The organism is Pontibacter saemangeumensis (genome assembly GCF_039541895.1).
GTDB classification, from domain to species: domain Bacteria; phylum Bacteroidota; class Bacteroidia; order Cytophagales; family Hymenobacteraceae; genus Pontibacter; species Pontibacter saemangeumensis.
Map to the genome: position 1 here is coordinate 291,646 of NZ_BAABHC010000001.1, position 20,045 is coordinate 311,690.

A 20,045-nucleotide genomic window follows, 5' to 3' on the forward strand; every position below is an offset into this window, starting at 1 on the left:
AAGGCTTTCCTTAACTATTTTTTCAAGGTTTCTATTAACGTCAGGTCAATGGTGCGGTCGGCCAGGTTGGCGCTTTTCACCTCTACCATCACCTCGTCGCCAAACGATATAATGCGCTTGTTCTGGCGGCCGATGATGCGGTAATTGGCCGAGTCAAGTTCGTAGTAATCGTCGTTCAGATCAGACAGGCGCACCATGCCCTCACACTTGTTCTCCTCGATCTCCACAAATATACCCCATTCTGTGACACCGGACACAATGCCTTTGTACTGGTTGCCGATGGTGTCCTTCATAAACTCCACCTGCTTGTACTTGATAGAGGCACGTTCGGCATCAGCGGCGCGTTTCTCCATTTCAGAGGAGTGGCGGCAGCGTTCCTCATACTCCTCCTTGTCCTCCGACTTGCCCCCGTCGAGGTAGTGCTGCAGCAGGCGGTGCGCCATCATATCGGGATAACGGCGTATGGGCGATGTGAAGTGGGAGTAATGCTCGAAGGCCAGGCCGAAGTGACCTTCCGGCTCGGTGCTGTACTTGGCTTTGGCCATGGTGCGTATCGCCAGGTTCTGCAGTACGCTCTGCTCCGGCTTGCCTTCAATCTCCTCCGTCAGGTTGTTCAGCTCTTCGGATATATCGCCGTCGGGATCCACCTTGTAGCCGAACTTGCGGGCGAACAGGGAGAAGGTGCTCAGTTTGTCAGGGTCGGGCTGGCCGTGCGTGCGGTACACCATGGTAGGGCGGCGCTTGCCTTTGCCGAGGTTGTAGACATACTCCGCCACCTTTTTGTTGGCGAGCAGCATAAATTCCTCGATCAGCTTGTGTGCGTCTTTGCGCTCCTTCACATATACCGACAGCGGGCGTCCTTTCTCATCCAGCTTAAACTTCACCTCCACCGTCTCAAAGCTGATCGCGCCGTTTTTGAAGCGCTTGTCTTTGAGTTTTTTGGCGATGCCGTTCAGGATGTTGATCTCTTCCACAAAGTCGCCTTTGCCGGTTTCGATGCGCTCCTGTGCCTCCTCGTAGGAGAAACGCCGGTCGGAGTAAATGATGGTGCGGCCAAACCAGGACTCGTGCAGCTTCCCGTTCTCATCCAGCTCAAACACCGCCGAAAACGTCAGTTTCTCTTCATTTGGCCGGAGCGAGCAAAGGCCGTTAGAAAGGCGCTCGGGCAGCATCGGGATGGTTCTGTCGACGAGGTACACCGAAGTGGCCCGATGGAAGGCTTCTTTCTCCAGAATGGTTTTGGGATGCACATAATGCGTGACGTCGGCGATGTGCACGCCTATCTCGTAGTTGCCGTTCTCAAGCTTTTGGATGGAAAGGGCATCGTCAAAGTCTTTGGCGTCTGCCGGGTCTATGGTAAAGGTGGTCACGTCGCGGAAATCGCGGCGCTTGGCAATCTCGGCGGCCGTTATCTTATCCGATATGCTCTCTGCCTCTTCCTCCACCGACTCATCGAACTCAAACGGCAACCCGAATTCCGCCATGATGGAGTGAATCTCCGCCTCGTTCTCACCGGCCGGCCCAAACACGCGGATTACTTCGCCGGTAGGATTCTTATCGGGTTTGCTGGGCCATTCCACTATCTTCACCAGCACTTTATCGCCGGCGTTGGCGCCGTTCAGGCCGCGCTCCCCTACAAACACATCAAAGTATAGCTTCTTGAAATCAGGAACCACAAAGCCGAAGTTTTTCGACAGCTCCATAATCCCGACCAGCTCGGTGCGGGAGCGCTCCAGCACCTCGAGCACCACGCCCTCCTGCCGGCCGCCGCGCACTGTAGGCGACACTTCCACCTTCACTGTATCGCCGTCCATGGCGTACTTCAGGTGCTCGCGGTACACGCGCACATCGTCCTCGCGCCCCTCCGACACGATATAGGCGTATTTGCTGTTTGCCAGGTCGACGCGGCCCGTGATGATGTCCACCTTCAGGTTCATCATGTACTTGTCGTCGTCGATCGGCAGCAGCTTGTTTTCTTTTACCAAAGCGTGCAGGATTTCATGTACCTGCTCGCGGCCTTTTTTGTCTGTCACGCCAAGGCGGCGATGCAGGGAGCGTTCGGTATATACGGTGTCCGGGCTGTTGGAAAAGGCCTCTAGTACAAGCGCTTTCGCTGATTTAGGGCCTCCTTTGCGGTCTGAGGAACCGCCGCTGCGCCGGGAGGAGGAGCCTCCTCTGTCGGATGATTTGCCTCTGGATGAACTGTTTCCTCTGGATGATGATTCGCCCCGTCCTCTGGAGCTGCTGCGGTCGCTGCGGCTTTCGTCGCCGCCTTTATTTTTTTTACTTCTCATGTAGCTTTTAATGCATCTGGCAGCCACTAAAACAGCGGCCACTCCTAACTTACAAACTTTTGCTTAAATAGTTTATCCACTATACGCCGGATGTGGTCGTATGGCTAAATTGGCGGGTTAATTTTCAGTCCAATTTATATATAATATTCCATATATGAACATTGCGCTGTAAAAGAGCGCCATATAGGTACCTTGGTACCTGTACTTGCTGCTACGCTAAAGCTGTTACATTCCGCTCTTTTCTTCCTACAGGGCTTTCGCCCGATGCGAGGGGCTATAGGCCCGCAACCTTCATCGCCTCCCGCTTCTGCTGCGCCGCGATGATGTCCCCGGGTTCTCCCTTCGGTATGGCGCTGAGCAGGGTGCGGGTGTACTCCTGCCGCGGGTTCCGGAAAAGCTCTGCTGGCGTGCCGCGCTCTATGATCCGGCCGTTGTGCATCACCAGAATGCGATCTGACATATACCGGGCCACGGAGAGGTCGTGGGTGATGAAGATATACGTCATCTGGAACTCCCGCTTCAGCTTGTTCAGCAGGTTCAGCACCTGCGCCTGCACCGACACGTCCAAAGCTGACACTGACTCATCGCAGATGATGCACTTTGGCTGCAGTGCCAGCGCGCGCGCAATGCTGATGCGCTGCCGCTGCCCCCCTGAAAACTCATGTGGATAACGCTGGAGGTGCTCCGGCTTAAGGCCCACCATATTAAGTAGTTCCATCGTTTTTCCACGGCGTTCTTTGCTGTCGCCGTACAGGTTGTGCACCTGCATCGGCTCCATAATGGCCGCGCCCACGGTATGCATCGGGTTCAGCGAAGCATACGGGTCCTGAAAGATCATCTGGAAATCGCGGCGGCTCCTGCGCAGCTCTTCTGCGCTGAGTTGGCCAAGGTCGCGGCCCTTAAAAAGAATGTTGCCTTCCGTAGGCTCCACCAGCCGCAGCAGTGCCCGGCCCAGCGTGGTTTTGCCGCAGCCCGACTCCCCCACCAGCCCAATGGTCTCGCCGGGCTGCACATCGAAGCTCACACCGTCTACTGCCTTAATATGGCTGGTGGTGCGGCCAAAAAAGCCTTTCCTGACCGGGAAGTACACTTTCAGGTCCTTTACCTCAAACAGCGGTGGCTTTTGCTGACTCTCCTGCCGCTGGTCCGTGGCAGAGCCTGAATAACCGTTCACGACCTCGGCCGAAGACGGATTATATATAGCTTTCTTCTTCTCGATGATGTTGCCCGCGCCATCCTCCCCCATAAAATCGGAAACGGTAGGCAGCACAGAATGCGGCACAGCCGAGAGCTTTGGGCGGCAAGCCAGCAGCCCTTTTGTGTAAGGGTGCTGCGGATTTGTGAAGATGTCCAGCACCTTGCCCTGTTCCACCACTTTGCCTTTGTACATCACCAGGATACGGTCTGCTATTTCGGCCACCACGCCCAAGTCATGGGTGATGAACAGAACAGCCGTATTTTCTTTCACGCGCAGTTCGTCGATCAGCTGCAGCATCCGCGCCTGCACCGTTACGTCCAGCGCCGTCGTGGGCTCATCGGCGATCAGGATACCCGGCTCGCAGGCCATGGCCATGGCGATCATCACGCGCTGCTTCTGGCCGCCGGAGATTTCATGTGGATAAGCATCGTATAACTTCTCAGGCCGTGGCAGCTTTGCCTTCTCAAAAAGCTGAATCGTGCGTGCTTTGGCGGCCGTTTTTGTTAGCGTAGTGTGTAACAGGAGCACTTCTGCCACTTGTTTTCCACAGGTGAGCACCGGGTTCAGGCACGACATGGGCTCTTGGAAAATCATGCTGATCTCGCTGCCGCGCAGCTGTTGCATTTGCTTCTCAGGCAACTGAAGCAGGTCTACTTCGCCAAACTTCCCCGACTGGAAAATGGCCTCTCCTCCCACAACCCGGCCCGGTGGCGTGCTGAGCAGGCGCAGCACCGACAGCGCCGTCACTGACTTGCCTGAGCCCGACTCGCCTACAATGGCCACCGTCTCGCCCGCATATATGGCAAACGTAACCTTGTCCACGGCTGTGGTTATGCCGTGGCGCGTGGCGAAAACGGTTTCTAAATCTTTGACCTGCAGAATTGGTTTAAGAGTAGCCAAGGGTAAGCTGGGTTTGGGCATCAGGTAAAAATAAGGGTTTTAAAGGATTGTTGGTTGTCTCTTGCTGATTGTTGTGACGGGTTATAGATAAATCAGCAGTCTATATCGCACCGAACGTACACAGCCATGCCCCACCATTTGCGAAGCTAAGAGACACGCAGTACTTTTATACCTTACATTTTGAGAATACAGATTATGACGAAAACGATCATTTTTGATCTGGGCGCGGTGCTGATCGACTGGAACCCGCACTACCTGTACCGCAAAATATTTGAGGACGAAGCCGAGATGCGGCATTTCCTGGAGCATGTTTGTACCCCGGACTGGAACGAGGAGCAGGATGCGGGCCGTCCGCTGGAGGAAGCGACAGCACTGCTGGAGGCCAAGCACCCGGAGCACGCCGAAAATATCCGCGCCTTTTACGGCCGCTGGGAAGAAATGCTGGGCGGCGCTATTGAGGGCACGGTAGAGATATTCCGGGAGTTGAAGCAGAGCGGGAAGTACAACCTGTATGCCCTCACCAACTGGTCGGCGGAGACGTTCCCGATCGCGCAGGAGCGCTATGAGTTCTTAAGCTGGTTCGATGGCACGGTGGTGTCAGGCACGGAGAAAGACCGCAAGCCTTTCGCCTCGTTTTACCACACGCTGCTGAACCGGTATGACGTGCATCCGTCAGATGCGCTGTTTATTGACGATAACCTGCGCAACATCAAAGCGGCGGAGCAACTCGGGATTGCATTCATCCACTTTACCTCACCGGAGACTTTGCGGGAGGCTTTGCAGGAAAAGGGAATTCTTTAGATTTCACTGCCTCACAAGATCTGAAAGATCCCGGAGCGTGCACAGCTCCTGCGAGCCTCTGGCGGGAATGGCTATGGCTTCGTAGTGCAGACGCTCGCGGGATCTTTGAACACCGCGAGGTCTCAAGGTCCTATATATAAAAAAGGGGCTGTTCCTGATGGTGCAGCCCCTTTTATATATATAAGTGGAAGCAGAATCTATAATCCCTGCTCCCGTTCCATCATGCTTTTATGCTGCGGCTCCTCTTCGTGCTCTCCGAAGAAGCGCTTCTGGTTAAACAGGATCAGCAGCACGCCTATGAAAATGGCGGAATCGGCCACGTTGAAGATCGGCCAAAGCGACATGGGCTGCCCCCCTAAAACAGGTACCCAGTTCGGTATGATACCTTCCCATATATCGATGTAAAACATGTCGATTACCTGCCCATGAAACCAGGGCGTGACAGCGCCATAGGCGGCATTATCAAACCACACACCGTAAAACGTGCTGTCGATCAGGTTGCCGATGGCACCGCCCAGGATAAGGGCAATGCACCAGATGAGCCCTTTCGGTGCCCGGTGGCTGACGAGGTAATACAGGTAATAGCCGATACCGAACATGGCCACCAGCCGGAAGAGCGTCAGGAGCAGCTTGCCGTATTCGGAGCCCAGCTCCACACCAAAGGCCATGCCGGGGTTCAGGGTATAGTGCAGCTTCAGCCAGTCCCCGATCAGGTGTATCTCGCCGGGCAGGCCCATCTCCATGTTGTAGTGCACAATCAGCTTCACAGCCTGATCCACGAGGATAACGGCAAGCGCGGCAAGGTAATATTTCAGATATTTCATATATGGCTGTTAAGCAGGGCGCTCTATACCTTCCGCCGCTGCAAGTATACTCGTTGAAGCACAAAAGCACCGAAGGAAACTCTCTCCGGTGCTTTTGAAATTTAGAACACAGTGCTCTCCACTGTCTGTATATGGATATATACTTTGTAATCGTCGATATCCAGCAACGTTGCGTCCTGCAGTTCGCCTACCATGTCCAGCTTCAGGGCCTGTGTTTCGGCGCATATATAGGCGCTGTAGTTCTCTACGGCGGCATTCACCTCCGGCTCTGCGCGCTGCATCGTGATGTAGATCTTGTCCTGCACCTCCAGGTTGCTGTCCTTGCGGAGGTTCTGGATGCGGTTCACCAGGTCGCGGGCAATGCCTTCCTGCTTCAGCTCTTCCGTCAGGGTGATGTCCAGGGCCACGGTCAGTTTGCCTTCGTTGGCTACCAGCCAGCCCGGGATGTCCTCTGAGGAGATCTCCACGTCGTCCGGCGTCAGCACGGCTGTTTCGTCGTCATTCAGCAGGAGCTCAAAGCCGCCTTCCCGCTCCAGGGTAGCGATGTCGTTCTGGTCCATTTGCTGCACGGCGGCGGCCACCAGCTTCATCTTCGGCCCGAACACCTGGCCCAGCTTCTTGAAGTTCGGCTTGATCTTCTTCACCAGGATGCCCGACGTATCATCTATATACTCCACGTGCTTCACGTTCACCTCACTCATGATCAGGTCTTCCACGGCCTGTACCTGCTGCTTTGTTCTTTCGTTCAGCACCGGTATCAGGATGCGCTGCAGCGGCTGGCGCACTTTGATCATCTCTTTCTTGCGCAGCGAGTGCACCAGCGACGATATGGTTTGGGCCAGTTGCATCCGCTCCTCCAGGTCCTTGTCGATTGCGCCTTCCGCCACCACCGGGAAATCAGCCAGGTGCACGGACTCCACGCTGTTCCTGCCGCTCACGCTGTTCAGGTCGCGGAACAGCTGCTCGGTGTAAAACGGCGCGACCGGGGAGGCCAGCTTGGCAATGGTCTCCAGGCAGGTATAGAGTGTCTGGTAAGCAGCCATCTTGTCTTCGTTGTACTCACCTTTCCAGAAACGCTTGCGGTTCAGGCGCACGTACCAGTTGCTCAGGTCGTCCACCACGAAATCCTGGATGGCGCGGGCCGCTTTGGTCGGGTCGTAGTCGGCGAGGTAGCCATCCACCTCCTGCACCAGTGTGTTCAGCTTGGAGATGATCCAGCGGTCGCTCTCTGTTCTTCGCTCCAGCGGCACGTCGGCCTCGGCATAGGTAAAGTTGTCGAGGTTGGCATACAGCGCGAAGAAGGAGTAGGTGTTCTGCAGCGTGCCGAAGAAACGGCGCTGCGTCTCCACCACTCCCTCCGGGTTGAACTTCAGGTTATCCCAAGGCGGAGCGTTCGCGATCATATACCAGCGCACGGCATCCGGTCCGTAGGTACTGATCATCTCAAACGGATCGATGGCGTTGCCGAGGCGCTTGCTCATCTTGTTGCCGTTCTTGTCGAGCACCAGCCCGTTCGCGATCACGTTCTTGTAAGCCACACTGTCTTCCAGCATCACGGCCAGTGCGTGCAGTGTAAAGAACCAGCCGCGTGTCTGGTCTACTCCCTCGGCTATATAGTCGGCCGGGAAGTTCTGCTCGAATATTTCCTTGTTCTCGATCGGGTAGTGCCACTGTGCATAAGGCATCGCGCCAGAGTCGAACCATACGTCGATAAGGTCTGTCTCTCTGTACATTGGCTTCCCGGAATGGCTCACCAAAACGATGTTATCCACGTAAGGGCGGTGCAGGTCGTTTATCTCAACACCGGCATCCATAAAGCCTTTTTCCACCGCTCTGTCTATCTCCTCGCTCAGTTGCGCGATGGAGCCGATGCAGATTTCCTCCTCGCCGTCCTCAGTCCGCCATATAGGCAGCGGAGTGCCCCAGTAGCGGGAGCGCGACAGGTTCCAGTCCACAAGGTTCTCCAGCCAGTTTCCAAAACGGCCCGTGCCAGTAGATTCCGGTTTCCAGTTGATGGTCTTGTTCAGCTCGATCAGCCTGTCTTTTACCGCTGTCGTTTTGATAAACCAGCTGTCGAGCGGGTAATATAAAACGGGCTTATCCGTACGCCAGCAGTGCGGGTAGGTGTGCTCGTATTTCTCTACCTTGAAGGCTTTGTTCTCCTCCTTCAGCTTGATGGCGATCTTTACGTCCGTCGGCTTATAGTCCGGGGCGCTCTCGTCCTCGCCGGTATAGTTCTTCACGTACATGCCGGCAAAGTCTGTGATCTCCGGTACAAACCGGCCTTGCTTGTCCACGATGGGCATTGGCTTCCCGTTCTCATCCATCACCAGCAGAGCCGGTATGTCGTTTTGAGCGGCTACCCTGAAGTCGTCGGCACCAAAGGTGGGTGCTATATGCACAATACCCGTTCCATCCTCTGTCGTCACGAAATCGCCCACTACTACCCTGAAAGCAGGTTTCTCCGGCTGCACGTACGGCATCAGTTGGTGATATTCTACGCCAGCCAGGTCAGCGCCGGTAAACTCCTCTACCACCTTATAAGGGATCAGTTTATCGCCGGAACTGTAATCTGTCAGCGCCAGGTCAGCGGCTTTCGGGTTGAAGTAGCGGCTCACCAGGTCTTTGGCCAGAATAACTGAGATTGGCTCAAAAGTGTAAGGGTTATATGTCCGGACCTTCACATATTTGATGCCCTTTCCAACGGCCAGTGCGGTGTTGGCAGGCAAGGTCCAGGGCGTGGTTGTCCAGGCCAGGAAGTACACTTTCTCCTCCTCGTACCCGAACAGGAACATGTTGCGGGTGATTTTCTTCACCTCGAACTGCGCCACGATGGTCGTGTCCTTCACCATCTGGTAGCAGCCCGGCTGGTTCAGCTCATGCGAGCTCAAACCAGTACCGGCTCCCGGAGAGTAGGGTTGGATAGTGTAACCTTTATAGAGGTAGCCTTTGTCGTAGAGGCGCTTCAGCAGGGCCCAGCAAGATTCGATGTACTCGTTCTCGAACGTGATGTAAGGGTTGTTCAGGTCTACCCAGTAGCCCATCTTCTCGGTCAGGTCGTCCCACTGGTGCTTGAAGCGCATCACGGTTTCGCGGCAGCGCTCGTTGTATTCCGCTACTGAGATAGTCTTGCCTATATCCTCTTTCGTGATGCCCAGTTCTTTCTCTACCTGCAGCTCGATGGGCAGGCCATGCGTATCCCAGCCGCCTTTGCGGTTCACCTGAAATCCCTTAAGGGTTTTGTAGCGGCAGAAGATGTCTTTCACAGCGCGGGCCATCACGTGGTGGATGCCCGGTTTCCCGTTGGCCGAAGGTGGCCCCTCATAGAAAACGAATGGCTTGTTCCCTTCACGGGTAGCCACTGATTTCTCAAATATGTTGTTCTGCTTCCAGAACGCCAGTACTTCCTCGCCTACTTTGGCGTAACTCAGGTTTTTATACTCGTTGTACTTCACCGTTTTCAGGTTATTTGTCTTGTTCTACCTTTCCAAATTTTGCCAGGTACAGGTTTAATCTTACTCCGAAGGAAGCTAATCTACCGAAATTGGGGTACTATATGTCCGTCGCAAGCCTGAATCATCCAATGTGGTCTGCATCCAGGATCTCTTCCGCTGTTACCTATTATTCAAAGCTCGGTTCCCCGGCACTTTTAATCCGGCAAAGGTAAGCAATTCTGCTCTTTTTTATTGATTAAAAGCTCCTGCTACTCAGGTTCGTGGCTTTCGGTTAATCCCATAGCTGTCGGCACGGGCCTTATACCTGCTGTGCATACATTATATACTTGCTCTGCTATTAGTATTTATATCCCAGGAAGTTACAGTTCTTTCCACAAGCCTAACAGTAATTTTAAGCTTTCTGTTTCCACATTCCCTGAAGAACAGAACTTAGCACATTGTATCCTTGCTAACTTCAGAAACTAACACTGATACAATGGAATGTCTATGTTAGTAACTAAAGAATAATATCGCTATAAATGACTTAAAGGCATATTCTATATATTTTTTCAACATAAACCTTAACAGCATTCATAAGCTGATCATAATCATATTTAACATAATTTTTGCACTATAATACAAATTTTTAACCTTTTGCCTCCATATTGTATCGATAGCATTTATAATAATAAGCTCTATTACGGAAAGAACGCTCCTGCTTTATATCTACCGAAGCTCCAGGTCATATATAAACTTCAACATGGAAACTTATAGCATTACCAACTACATGCTGCACACGAAGCTATTCTACAGAACCTGCCCCTCCCAAGACGGGAATCTGCAACCAGGTTAATTGCAGTGTGCATGAACCAAGTGATGTGAATAGTATACTAAAACGTCTAATCCCTCTTCCATTTAGGGCTTCATTCTTTTTAAACCAGTTAAAAGGGAATGTCCATTGTCCTTTAATTCTGGAAGAGTCTATATATGATCTGGGATTATACATCGGGTGCAAGATTCAGTACAGCTATAAAAGCAAAAGCCGGAGGCGCTGTTCCTCCGGCTTTTGCGATAACAGTAATTTATATATGGCCTAAGCCAGTTTCTCAAAAATGCTTTTGAAGTTTACGGCCTTGTCGATGTAGCTATTCAGTTCACTGATCGGCATGCGCACCTGCTCGCGGCTGTCGCGGTCACGCACCGTTACGGTGTCATCCTCCAGTGTCTGGTGGTCGATGGCGATGCAGAACGGCGTTCCGATCAGGTCCTGGCGGGTGTAGCGCTTGCCGATGCTGTCGCGCTCTTCATATATGGTGTTGAAGTCGTACTTCAGCGCGTTAAACACCTCTGTTGCTTTTTCCGGCAGCCCGTCTTTTTTGGTGAGCGGCAGGATAGCGGCTTTCACCGGGGCCAGCGACGGGTGCAGCTTCAGGAACGTGCGGGTTTTGGTAGCGTCGCCTTCTGTGATTTCCTCTTCCTGGTACGCGTTGCAGAGCGTCATCAGGAACAGGCGGTCGGCACCGGCTGATGTCTCGATCACATAAGGAATGTAGTTGCCATATGGCTTGCCGTCTTCATTCAGGTCGTTGTCGAAGTACTGCAGCTTCTTGCGGCTCAGCTCCTGGTGCTGGCTCAGGTCGAAGTCGGTGCGGGAGTGGATTCCCTCTACTTCCTTAAAGCCAAACGGGAACTGGAACTCGATGTCCACGGCGGCGTTGGCGTAGTGGGCCAGCTTGTCATGGTCGTGGAAGCGGAGCTTATCGGAAGGGATGCCCATGGCCTCATGCCACTTCTTGCGCGTCTCCTTCCACTGGTTGTACCATTCCATCTCGGTGCCGGGGCGCACAAAAAACTGCATCTCCATCTGCTCAAATTCACGCATCCGGAAAATAAACTGGCGCGCCACGATCTCGTTACGGAAGGCCTTTCCGATCTGGGCGATACCGAAAGGCACTTTCATACGACCGGTTTTCTGCACGTTGAGGAAGTTGACGAAGATGCCCTGCGCAGTTTCGGGTCGCAGGTAGATGGTCTGCGACTCCTCAGCCACGGACCCAACCTGCGTCGAGAACATCAGGTTAAACTGGCGCACCTCTGTCCAGTTGGCAGTGCCGGATACAGGGCACTTTATACCTTCCTGCACAATCAGTTCCCGCACACCATCCAGGTCTTCTGCCCCTAACAGGCGCCCCATCTCTACCAGCAGGTCTTTTGCTTTGTCGAAATGGCCGTCTGCCTCATACTGTGCGGCTTTATCTTCCAGCAGCACATCGGCACGGTAGCGCTTTTTGGAGTCCTTGTTATCGATCATCGGGTCGTTGAAGCTGTCGATGTGGCCCGAGGCTTTCCAGGTGAGCGGGTGCATGAAGATGGCTGCATCCAGACCTACTACGTTCTGGTTCAGCTGGGTCATACATTTCCACCAAAGGCTCTTGATGTTGTTTTTCAGTTCGACGCCCATCTGGCCGTAATCGTACACGGCCTGCAGGCCATCGTAGATCTCGCTTGACGGAAAAATGAAGCCATATTCCTTCGCGTGTGAGATTATATCTTTCAGCTGTGCGTTTTCTACAGGGGTTTTCTCTTGTGTTGCCATGGCGCAAAGATAATTTTTAGCGGATGATAATGCACAGTAATTACTTTGTTTTTCAGATACTACCTTTATTTTGTCTGCCCTTGACCTGCCGTCACCTTCACTAAACCTGCCTCAGCGCCCCCCGTAGCCCTTCTCCTGCCTGCGTTAACAATTTCTTAACATTGGTATATTACCCATAACTTCATTTTACAGTAACTTGCATCGTTTTTTGTTTCTCACTCAAACCTAAAGATGGCTAAGACTAAAAAAAGCCCGAAGCATGTAGCCCCAATTAAGCCATACAAATTCCGGAGGCGTTACAGTCTACTCGACATCTACATCCGGAAGGAAAAGAATTTCCTTTACTTCATTGCCTTCTCTCTTATCCTGGCCGGCCTGGTTTATCCCTATGCATCCATCGCCATGTGGGTCGGCTTTGCCTTTGCCGGCTACTCCGCCATCGCCAACGACAGTATCCAAACCATCGGCACGTTCATCGTCTCTAACGAGGATAAAAAATGGTACTGGCAGTGGCTCTTCATGGGTGCCATCTTCTTAGGCACCGTTTTCTACAGCTGGTATGCCTTTGATGGCGATGTGACCTACCAGCGCCTGTCATCCAAGGGCTTCGACCAGACCATCGACAGTTTCGTGTACCTGCAGCTGGCAGCACCCATTGTGCTGTTACTACTCACCCGCTTCAGGATTCCGGTGTCTACCACGTTTATGCTCCTGAGTGTGTTTACGGTTAGCTCAGGTGCCATCATCGGTATGGTGAGCAAAAGTCTGATGGGCTATGTGGCAGCTTTCCTGGTCGCGCTTCTTCTGTACCTGGCGCTTTCCAAAATTATCAAGCGTTTTATAAAGGGTGAGGCACACGGCTCCTGGATCATAGCGCAGTGGGTAATAAGCGGGTTTCTATGGCACACCTGGCTGGCACAAGACCTGGCCAACGTAGCTGTTTACCTGCCACGCCAATTGGATGTTATGGAGTTTGCTGCCTTTGCCGGCTTCATCTTCCTTGGCCTCGGTTTTATGTTCTACCAGCGCGGCGAGAAGATCCAGCACATCATCAACGAGAAATCCGATGTGCGTGATGTGCGCAGCGCCACCATCATCGACCTTGTTTACGCAATCATCCTGTACTACTTTAAAGAAGTGAATAACATCCCGATGAGCACTACCTGGGTGTTTGTGGGCCTTCTGGCCGGCCGCGAACTGGGTATGCGCCTGCGCGCCCATGACAGCCCGGTAAAGTTTGCCAAAACCTTCCGGCTGATTGGCAAAGACATCCTTTCGGTTACTATTGGCCTGGTGATTTCCATTATCCTGGCTGTGGCCATCAACCCGGTTATCCAGGAAGAGCTGGTAGATTTCCTGTTCAAGTAGGCGGTACTTCCGTACATATAATTTTACCTAAAAGGCCCTGCATGTGCAGGGCCTTTTTCTTTTTTATAAAGCGCTGAGGCACCTGATGCTATATGTGTAAAACGCAACGATTCTATTTATACACAATTATAAAAAACTTCTTTTTCCCTGCGTATACACGTTTTTCCCGTTTTTTATCCACAGCCGTTCCAGCTGGCCTTTACACCATTCTGGCATTTTAGAAGCTTCAACTTAGGCTATGATCGGGTCGTCATTGATGGGAACTTGACAGTATAACATCTTGGGGTTGCAGGAAGAGGTATACCGTTTTAAGTTTTATACAACCCATACCCGTATAATTTCAGTAAAAACCGCCTTCGCATCAGACCCGGCATATATAACTTACGTTTGCTTATCATCAAAAAGCCCCGGCAGAATCTTCTGCCGGGGCTTTTTATATATGCTTGTAAGGCGCTTATTTCTCAGGCCACATCACTTCCAGGTTATCGTTGATGAACACGCCGAAATTGATGGCGATCAGCTGGTCATCGTCGAAGTACAGGTCGATCATCTCTTTTTCAAAAGACACCCTTGTTTCACCGGTCTCCGCTTCTTCCTCTTCCGGGTTGGTTATATCGTTATCTGCAAACAGCTGCAGAATCTGCTCCTTGCTCATCTCAAAAACACGCTCGCCCCAGATCTGCACCTCGCGGTTAGCTGTTTCGATACAGCTCAGGCGGTAGTCGTCTTCTTTGTCAAAGTACAGGGAGTAGCCTTCTTCCCAGTAGTTCCAGGCCTGATGCTCAAACTCATCTTCCTCATCAGACTCTTCTACCTCTTCCGGTTCGCCAATCAGCTCTTCCACTTCTTCCATTGTCAGGCCAAACTTGATCTTGCCAAGCCCCTTGCCTAACCTGATGTCTTTGTTGATCATGTTCACTTTAAGGTTTATATGGGCAAAGATACGCGATTTACCTTTCTATTGATTTATCTTTTTTGCAGAATTTTCCTGTGGCGCCGCTTCGTAGGCAGCCCTAAATCGCTGGCTCATCTGCTGATAGACCTCGTGCTGCTTTGCCTGTTCCCACTTCTCCTTGAAAATCGCCGCTGACGCGGCCTTCACCGGATCCGGATCCGCTGGCAGCTGCTCGCGGCCGTGTGCCCCGCTCTGTCCCTTCTTGTCTTCGGGTACCGGGCCCTTGTATTTTTTGCCCGATTTGTGGTTGGCATAGCGCCGGCTGCGGGTATAGCCCATCTGCAGAAACTTGCGCGCTATATCGGCTCCCACAAAATCGTCCTGCTGCAGGTACTCCTCAAAGAGTTCATAGATCTTCTCGGATGACTCCCGCGCGATATCCGGTGTTTTAAAACGCCAGTGCGGCAGAATCTCCGATTTATACGGCTCTACCAGCAGCACCCCCTGCTCGCCTTTGCCGATGCGGTATAACTCCGGGTGCTCTCTGAAATTAACGGTCGCGAAATCGAGGCCATAATCAAAAGTTTTCTTCTTCACTGGCGTTGCTGGCATAGGCAGCTGGTCTTGTGGGTGTCGGTTGGTACACCGGGTACTGTTCGGGGTAGATAACGATAAAACTGTTGTCTTTGTAGTTTCTCGACAAAACGCGTGGTACGTAATCGAGGTTGCTGTTGTACGACAATGTTCCTTTCCTGGCCGAGATCACCACGACCATATCGTCCTTTTTAAGCTCAGACTTCATGGTGGCTATCTCATTCAGACTCTCATATGGCACGTACTCCGCCTCCACGGTTGGTTTGCTCTCCGCAATCACGCTTTTGAGCTTGTTTAACGTACGCTTACGGGCCCGGAACACCACCGGGGCACCCATCTGCTGCGAAAGCAGCTTCACACTCCTGACCCAGCGCATAAAGCCCCGCTCGAGCTCTGCGTTGGTCGGCACAATCACGACCAGGCGGGCGGTAGTGTTCAGGGGCTGTATGATCTTACATACCAGGATCATCTCATCCGTATTGGCCAGCAGGCTGTCGAGCACTGTCCCGAAGATGCGGTCGCGGGTGGTGATCTTTGCATTCCAGCCCAGCACCACTTCCGTTATCATCAGCTCTTTAATCGCCCGCAGGATTCCGCTGGCTATGTTTATATCTATTTTTGAAACCAGCTGTACGTCGTTGTCTGTGGCCGAGGCATGGTGAATCGCCTCCTGCAGCATCTTGTTCTTCTTGTAGATTTCCTCCTCCGCATGCTCGTTGTCTATAACCACCGCCAACGGGTATATGGGCTGACTATGGTCCGGGTTCTTTAGCATGATCGACAAGTCTATCAGGCTTTCTATGGTCTTCGGGTTCCCGACTGGCACCAGAATCCTGTCCGGCTTCACACTTATATCCGGCTTTCTTCTGTTTTCCATAATCGCCAGCTTTCGCCCTACTTTCTCAGTAGTAAACGAGCTCACCATACTTGATACCAGGATCAGCACAACCGCACCATTTAGGGCGCTCTCCCCCAGCAGCCCTATTTCAAACCCAGCCAGCACCACGGCGAGGGTTGCGGCCGCATGGGCGCTGCTCAACCCAAAAATCAGGTTACGCTGCAGTACGCTGAAGCCGAATATTTTCTGAGTCAGAAATGCTGCTGCATATTTCGCCAGGGGGGCCAGAATAACAATTGTACCAGCTATGAGCATGGCATTGGTATCTGTGAACAGCACCGTCAGGTCCACCAGCATTCCCGTGCTTATCAGGAAGAAAGGAATGAAGATGTTGTTGCCGACAAACTCAATCCTGTTCATGAGCGCCGATGTGTGCGGAATCAGGGGGTTTAGCGCCAACCCCGCCAGGAACGCGCCGATAATGGCTTCCATACCCGCGAGCTCTGACAGAAAGCCTGCCGCAAAAATTACCGTCAGCACGAATATGAACTGGGCGCCCTTCTCACTTTCCAGCTGCTTAAACATCCATTTCGCCATCTTCGGGAACAGCCAAAGCACCACCACCACGAAGATGATCATCTCCAAAATCATGAACACCCAGAACCATGCATCTGTGTCTCCCTGTGTTGAGTTGATGATGATCGCCAGCACAAAGAGCACCGCGGTGTCTGTGACGAGCGTACCGCCGATGGTGAGGGTTACAGCCGCATTTTTGCTCAGGCCCAGCCGACTCACGATCGGGTATGCCAGCAGTGTATGCGGAGAGAACATGCTCGCCAACAGTATGGCTGGCTTTACTTCGTAGCCATGTATATAAAAGAACACTGCCGTTCCTATGGTGATCGGGATGAGGAAGGTCAAGGCCCCGAACACAAGGCTTCTCACTTTGTATCGCTTGAAATCAATCATGTCGATCTCAAGCCCCGCCTGGAACATGATGTATAGCAACCCCACTGTCCCGAACAGTACGATACTTGCATCGCGTTCCAGTACTCCAAACCCGTTTGGCCCCAGTATAACCCCGGCCAGTATCAACCCAACTATTCCAGGTACCCGGAACTTGTTCAGCATGATCGGCACTACCAATATGATGAGGAGTACCACCGTGAATATGATGACAGGTTCCTCGAACGGAATAGAGAGATCTACATTTAACAGCATGTTTTTTTCTTCTTTGGGAATTCGCCTTTCGGCTTCTAAATATATCGATTTTTCTCCTGTATAGTTTTAATGTATCCCTTCTGCTTCTTTATACAACTCTGTTTCTTCACCTTTCCACAACTTTTGTTACCTAATAACTTTTTATAAAATGATTTCTTAAATATTCTTCTTTCACTATCAGGTCTGTTCATAAGTGGACAACTTTACCCAGTTTTGTGTATTACGGACAACTTGTTTACATCTGGCTTCTTTTTCACCAGTTCCACGAACAGGTTGTTTATAAATATGTCTTGTGTATCAGTCACTTGGGGAGCTTATCCACCTTTCCACCCTTTGTGTGTATTTCATTCCTCACAATTCACAACAACGTGGACAATGTAATTTTCAGGCGGTGGTTATACACCCCTATCCACTTTTACACCCTTACACTCCTGTGTATTCTTTGTGCCGGATTGGGTAGTGTAAATTATCCATTGCTTTACCCACGCTTATCCACAGTTATACCACCCCATATGTGGATTACCCATTCCTGTTATTATTGCTTTAATTTTTTCTCAAGCCGAAGCTTACTGTCATTGATTGCGGCAATGTATGACCATCAAATCGGATGAGAAACTGTACGTCGACTGCTCTTTTAGTTTCCCATATGTGTAAAGGGATATATAAATGCAGGAGATGAGCAGTGCAAACATAATGTATATAGGGAGGTGCAGATTTTAGCTGCGCCAGCTTTTACATATATGGAGGATATCTGTTCTTTTCACAATTAATAAGCAACAAAGAATAAGCTGCTAAAATGATAGGTTAAGTCCTGAACCGGAAACAGCTAATGATTATATATGGCCATTACATTTTCAGGCACGAGGGGCTATAAACAGAAAGATAGAGGTGGCCTGTGGCAGAATTGAAACTTATAGTAATGCCTATATATAACTCTCTGCTTTAGCGGTTACATATGAATTTCGGGCCCCTGAGTTGGAGCAGAAATGAGAATTGATTAAATGCCGGATGCTTCCACTTAGCTACTGCTGACCCGCCTGTATTGAATGTCGCGCTGGTGTAGATGTTGTGATGGTAGCGCCACGGTTGGCCTCATTTTAATCTGTAAGCTTTCTCTGTAGGTTGAAAAAATTTTTTTCAGGCTTGCTGCTTTCCATAACTCCTATATAACTGTTATGTTTTAACTGTTCTGGTAAAAGGAGACATAGGTGGGTGCGGGTCCAAAGGATTGGCAATTTCTGATGCCTTTATCAACCGCATGCTGCGCTTAAAACTGTTCTATATTAGCTACCTCTGTCCCTCCAGGGAGGGGAATCTGCAGACTGGTTTAATACAATGCGCTTGAAACAAATGATACTGGCAATAGATAGAAGATATGGATGCTGTTCCGGCTGGTTGGGAATAGCGGGCACAAAAAAAGAGGCGCATGCGCCTCTTTTTTTAAATGCCTCCGCTGTAGGTTAAAATGTGAGGTTAATATTTTCTCTTTCCCAATTTGCCCGGACATCAATCACCTCCGGGTATATATAGACTTTCTCTGGTGCCCGCTTCATCTCCGGATCTCCCTTATCCCACTTGCCATTTTTGTTTTCATCTATAAGTACCCGTACTCTATAGGCGCCTGGCTCAATGTCCTTGAACAGGTTTTTCTGAGGGTTCTTTTTCTCCTCCACTACTTTATACTCGCTGTTAAGCAGCTGTACTATATAGGACTCGCTTTTGGTTGTGATAGCGCCGCTTATCGTTCCTGTACCGTTTTCTTCTGCTATAGGTATGCTGATAGAAGTAAAGGTTAGCGGCTCGCCTATTGTCGGAACAAGCGCCGTGCTATCCAGCACCACACTTACCTGCTTCATGCGCCTGTTTAGTTCGGGTAGGTTAAAGCTGATTTCTGTACCTGTTTTATCCAGCCTTACCTGTTCCGGATAGGTTAGCTGTTGCAACACTACGGTGTCCGTCATTAAAGTAACAAGAGTATTACCCTTAATGCTTACGGGCGTCTCCAACACGATGGTCACCGGTTGCTTTGCCCTGTAACTTCCTTTTGCAGGAGTGTTCATAACTTTCAATTGTGCCCCTGTAATTCGTTTCGCCCGCTTTCCCTCAAAAGCTATTTCAATGGTATCAGCTGTAATATTCCCTGAGGAATCAACAGCGGTGAGGATCGTTTTTCCACCACTGAAGTTAACGGTTTTAAACAGCTCTACTGCCTTCCCATCCGCGCTTAATCGGTGCACGAGTGTATCCGCGCCACCGGCCATTGCTTTCAATTCAAACTGTTGTATCCCTTCGTTGTAATTGGCAATGAACCGGTCCAAGTACTTTTCGCGCTGTAACAGGATCGGTTTCTTTGTGTCTATCCGCACCGTCTGCAGCAGCACGGAGTCAGTGCCCGGCATAATCCGGATCGGCTCTGTCAGGTAAGCGACCCTCTCCTCTTCATTGTCATAGAAGGTATTTGAATTTTTATCTACCAGCGCATATACCCGGTAGCTGCCTTCCTTTATGTTCTCTATTTCATAGTTGCCGGCTGAGTCTGTGTTTGTAAGATAATATGGCCTGTGCTTCCGGAAGCTCATCGTATCCTCTGCCTGGTAAAGAGCCACCACGGCTCCTTTTTCCGGTGTCTGCTTCAGAATATTGACTACCCTCCCGCTCACGCTGCTGGAGTCGATGAAGGATCCTGTGCTGAAAGATATTTTCAAATTTACAGCCTTGTTCTGCTCCGTAATGTCTACAATACCCTCCCTGAAGTTGAAAGAAAAGGTCGTGCTGTCCTGCAGCGGCTCTTCAAACTCCAGGGTCAGCTCATTCTTGTCTGATCTTACTTCATATCTTTTGTTTACGTTTGGCGTGATGAGCAGCTCTTTCTGCAGGTTTTTCTGTTGCACTTCCTCATCAAACACCAGGCGTATGGTGTTTGTCTTTACATTCAGTTGCTGGTCTTGCGGGCTGCTTGCCTGCAGCGTGGGCGCTGTCAGGTCCTTGGGTCCTCCTTCGGGGGCGTTAATAGTGGCGCAGGCCGTAATCCCTGCCAGAATGCCTGCTACTATAGTTGCTCTGATTAGCTTCATTTGGGTTA

General features: G+C 51.2%; 11 protein-coding genes. 2 read left to right on the top strand and 9 right to left on the bottom strand.

What is annotated here, in order from left to right:
- Positions 1–14: 14 nt before the first annotated feature.
- Positions 15–2,294, bottom strand: coding sequence for a ribonuclease R (gene rnr, locus ABD920_RS01365; RefSeq protein WP_345156340.1), 2,280 nt, complete (start codon positions 2,292–2,294; stop codon positions 15–17).
- 274 nt (positions 2,295–2,568) lie between these two features.
- Positions 2,569–4,413: an ABC transporter ATP-binding protein gene (locus ABD920_RS01370; RefSeq protein WP_425568529.1), complete on the bottom strand. Its 1,845-nt coding sequence runs from the start codon at positions 4,411–4,413 to the stop codon at positions 2,569–2,571.
- 174 nt (positions 4,414–4,587) lie between these two features.
- On the opposite strand from ABD920_RS01370, the gene ABD920_RS01375 reads away from it, so the two are divergent.
- Complete coding sequence (locus ABD920_RS01375) at positions 4,588–5,193, top strand: HAD family hydrolase (protein WP_345156342.1); 606 nt, start codon at positions 4,588–4,590, stop codon at positions 5,191–5,193.
- A 197-nt stretch (positions 5,194–5,390) separates the two neighbouring features.
- Here the strand turns inward: ABD920_RS01375 and ABD920_RS01380 are convergent, their stop codons facing one another.
- The 3 genes from ABD920_RS01380 to ABD920_RS01390 form a co-directional block, all read right to left on the bottom strand.
- On the bottom strand, positions 5,391–6,017 hold the full coding sequence (locus ABD920_RS01380; RefSeq protein WP_345156343.1) for a lipoprotein signal peptidase: 627 nt from the start codon (positions 6,015–6,017) through the stop codon (positions 5,391–5,393).
- A 101-nt stretch (positions 6,018–6,118) separates the two neighbouring features.
- The gene (gene ileS / locus ABD920_RS01385) at positions 6,119–9,472 is read right to left on the bottom strand and encodes an isoleucine--tRNA ligase (protein ID WP_345156344.1); all 3,354 of its coding nucleotides are present in this window, start codon (positions 9,470–9,472) and stop codon (positions 6,119–6,121) included.
- Between the two features lie 1,072 nt (positions 9,473–10,544).
- On the bottom strand, positions 10,545–12,047 hold the full coding sequence (locus tag ABD920_RS01390; RefSeq protein ID WP_345156345.1) for a glycine--tRNA ligase: 1,503 nt from the start codon (positions 12,045–12,047) through the stop codon (positions 10,545–10,547).
- Between the two features lie 231 nt (positions 12,048–12,278).
- On the opposite strand from ABD920_RS01390, the gene ABD920_RS01395 reads away from it, so the two are divergent.
- Positions 12,279–13,415, top strand: a complete 1,137-nt coding sequence (locus ABD920_RS01395) for a hypothetical protein (RefSeq protein WP_345156346.1) — start codon at positions 12,279–12,281, stop codon at positions 13,413–13,415.
- Between the two features lie 454 nt (positions 13,416–13,869).
- Here the strand turns inward: ABD920_RS01395 and ABD920_RS01400 are convergent, their stop codons facing one another.
- The 4 genes from ABD920_RS01400 to ABD920_RS01415 all read right to left on the bottom strand — a co-directional run bounded on the left by ABD920_RS01400 (position 13,870) and on the right by ABD920_RS01415 (position 20,037).
- Positions 13,870–14,328 (bottom strand): hypothetical protein, encoded by a 459-nt coding sequence (locus tag ABD920_RS01400; RefSeq protein ID WP_345156347.1) that lies wholly within the window; start codon positions 14,326–14,328, stop codon positions 13,870–13,872.
- A 45-nt stretch (positions 14,329–14,373) separates the two neighbouring features.
- Complete coding sequence (locus tag ABD920_RS01405; protein WP_345156348.1) at positions 14,374–14,922, bottom strand: DUF4385 domain-containing protein; 549 nt, start codon at positions 14,920–14,922, stop codon at positions 14,374–14,376.
- Positions 14,888–16,963 (bottom strand): cation:proton antiporter, encoded by a 2,076-nt coding sequence (locus tag ABD920_RS01410; protein WP_345156349.1) that lies wholly within the window; start codon positions 16,961–16,963, stop codon positions 14,888–14,890. Before ABD920_RS01410 ends, ABD920_RS01405 begins: the two co-directional genes overlap by 35 nt.
- A 1,460-nt stretch (positions 16,964–18,423) precedes the next feature.
- Positions 18,424–20,037, bottom strand: coding sequence for an Ig-like domain-containing protein (locus ABD920_RS01415; RefSeq protein ID WP_345156350.1), 1,614 nt, complete (start codon positions 20,035–20,037; stop codon positions 18,424–18,426).
- Positions 20,038–20,045 lie beyond the last annotated feature (8 nt).

What these genes read in the sequence shown, in the direction of transcription:
- ABD920_RS01380 (WP_345156343.1), bottom strand. Translation starts at nt 6,017, where the DNA reads ATGAAATATCTGAAATATTACCTTGCCGCGCTTGCCGTTATCCTCGTG.
- ABD920_RS01400 (WP_345156347.1), bottom strand. Translation starts at nt 14,328, where the DNA reads ATGATCAACAAAGACATCAGGTTAGGCAAGGGGCTTGGCAAGATCAAG.
- ABD920_RS01415 (WP_345156350.1), bottom strand. Translation starts at nt 20,037, where the DNA reads ATGAAGCTAATCAGAGCAACTATAGTAGCAGGCATTCTGGCAGGGATT.
- rnr (WP_345156340.1), bottom strand. Translation starts at nt 2,294, where the DNA reads ATGAGAAGTAAAAAAAATAAAGGCGGCGACGAAAGCCGCAGCGACCGC.
- ABD920_RS01410 (WP_345156349.1), bottom strand. Translation starts at nt 16,963, where the DNA reads ATGCTGTTAAATGTAGATCTCTCTATTCCGTTCGAGGAACCTGTCATC.
- ABD920_RS01390 (WP_345156345.1), bottom strand. Translation starts at nt 12,047, where the DNA reads ATGGCAACACAAGAGAAAACCCCTGTAGAAAACGCACAGCTGAAAGAT.
- ABD920_RS01370 (WP_425568529.1), bottom strand. Translation starts at nt 4,413, where the DNA reads ATGCCCAAACCCAGCTTACCCTTGGCTACTCTTAAACCAATTCTGCAG.
- ABD920_RS01395 (WP_345156346.1), top strand. Translation starts at nt 12,279, where the DNA reads ATGGCTAAGACTAAAAAAAGCCCGAAGCATGTAGCCCCAATTAAGCCA.
- ABD920_RS01375 (WP_345156342.1), top strand. Translation starts at nt 4,588, where the DNA reads ATGACGAAAACGATCATTTTTGATCTGGGCGCGGTGCTGATCGACTGG.
- ABD920_RS01405 (WP_345156348.1), bottom strand. Translation starts at nt 14,922, where the DNA reads ATGCCAGCAACGCCAGTGAAGAAGAAAACTTTTGATTATGGCCTCGAT.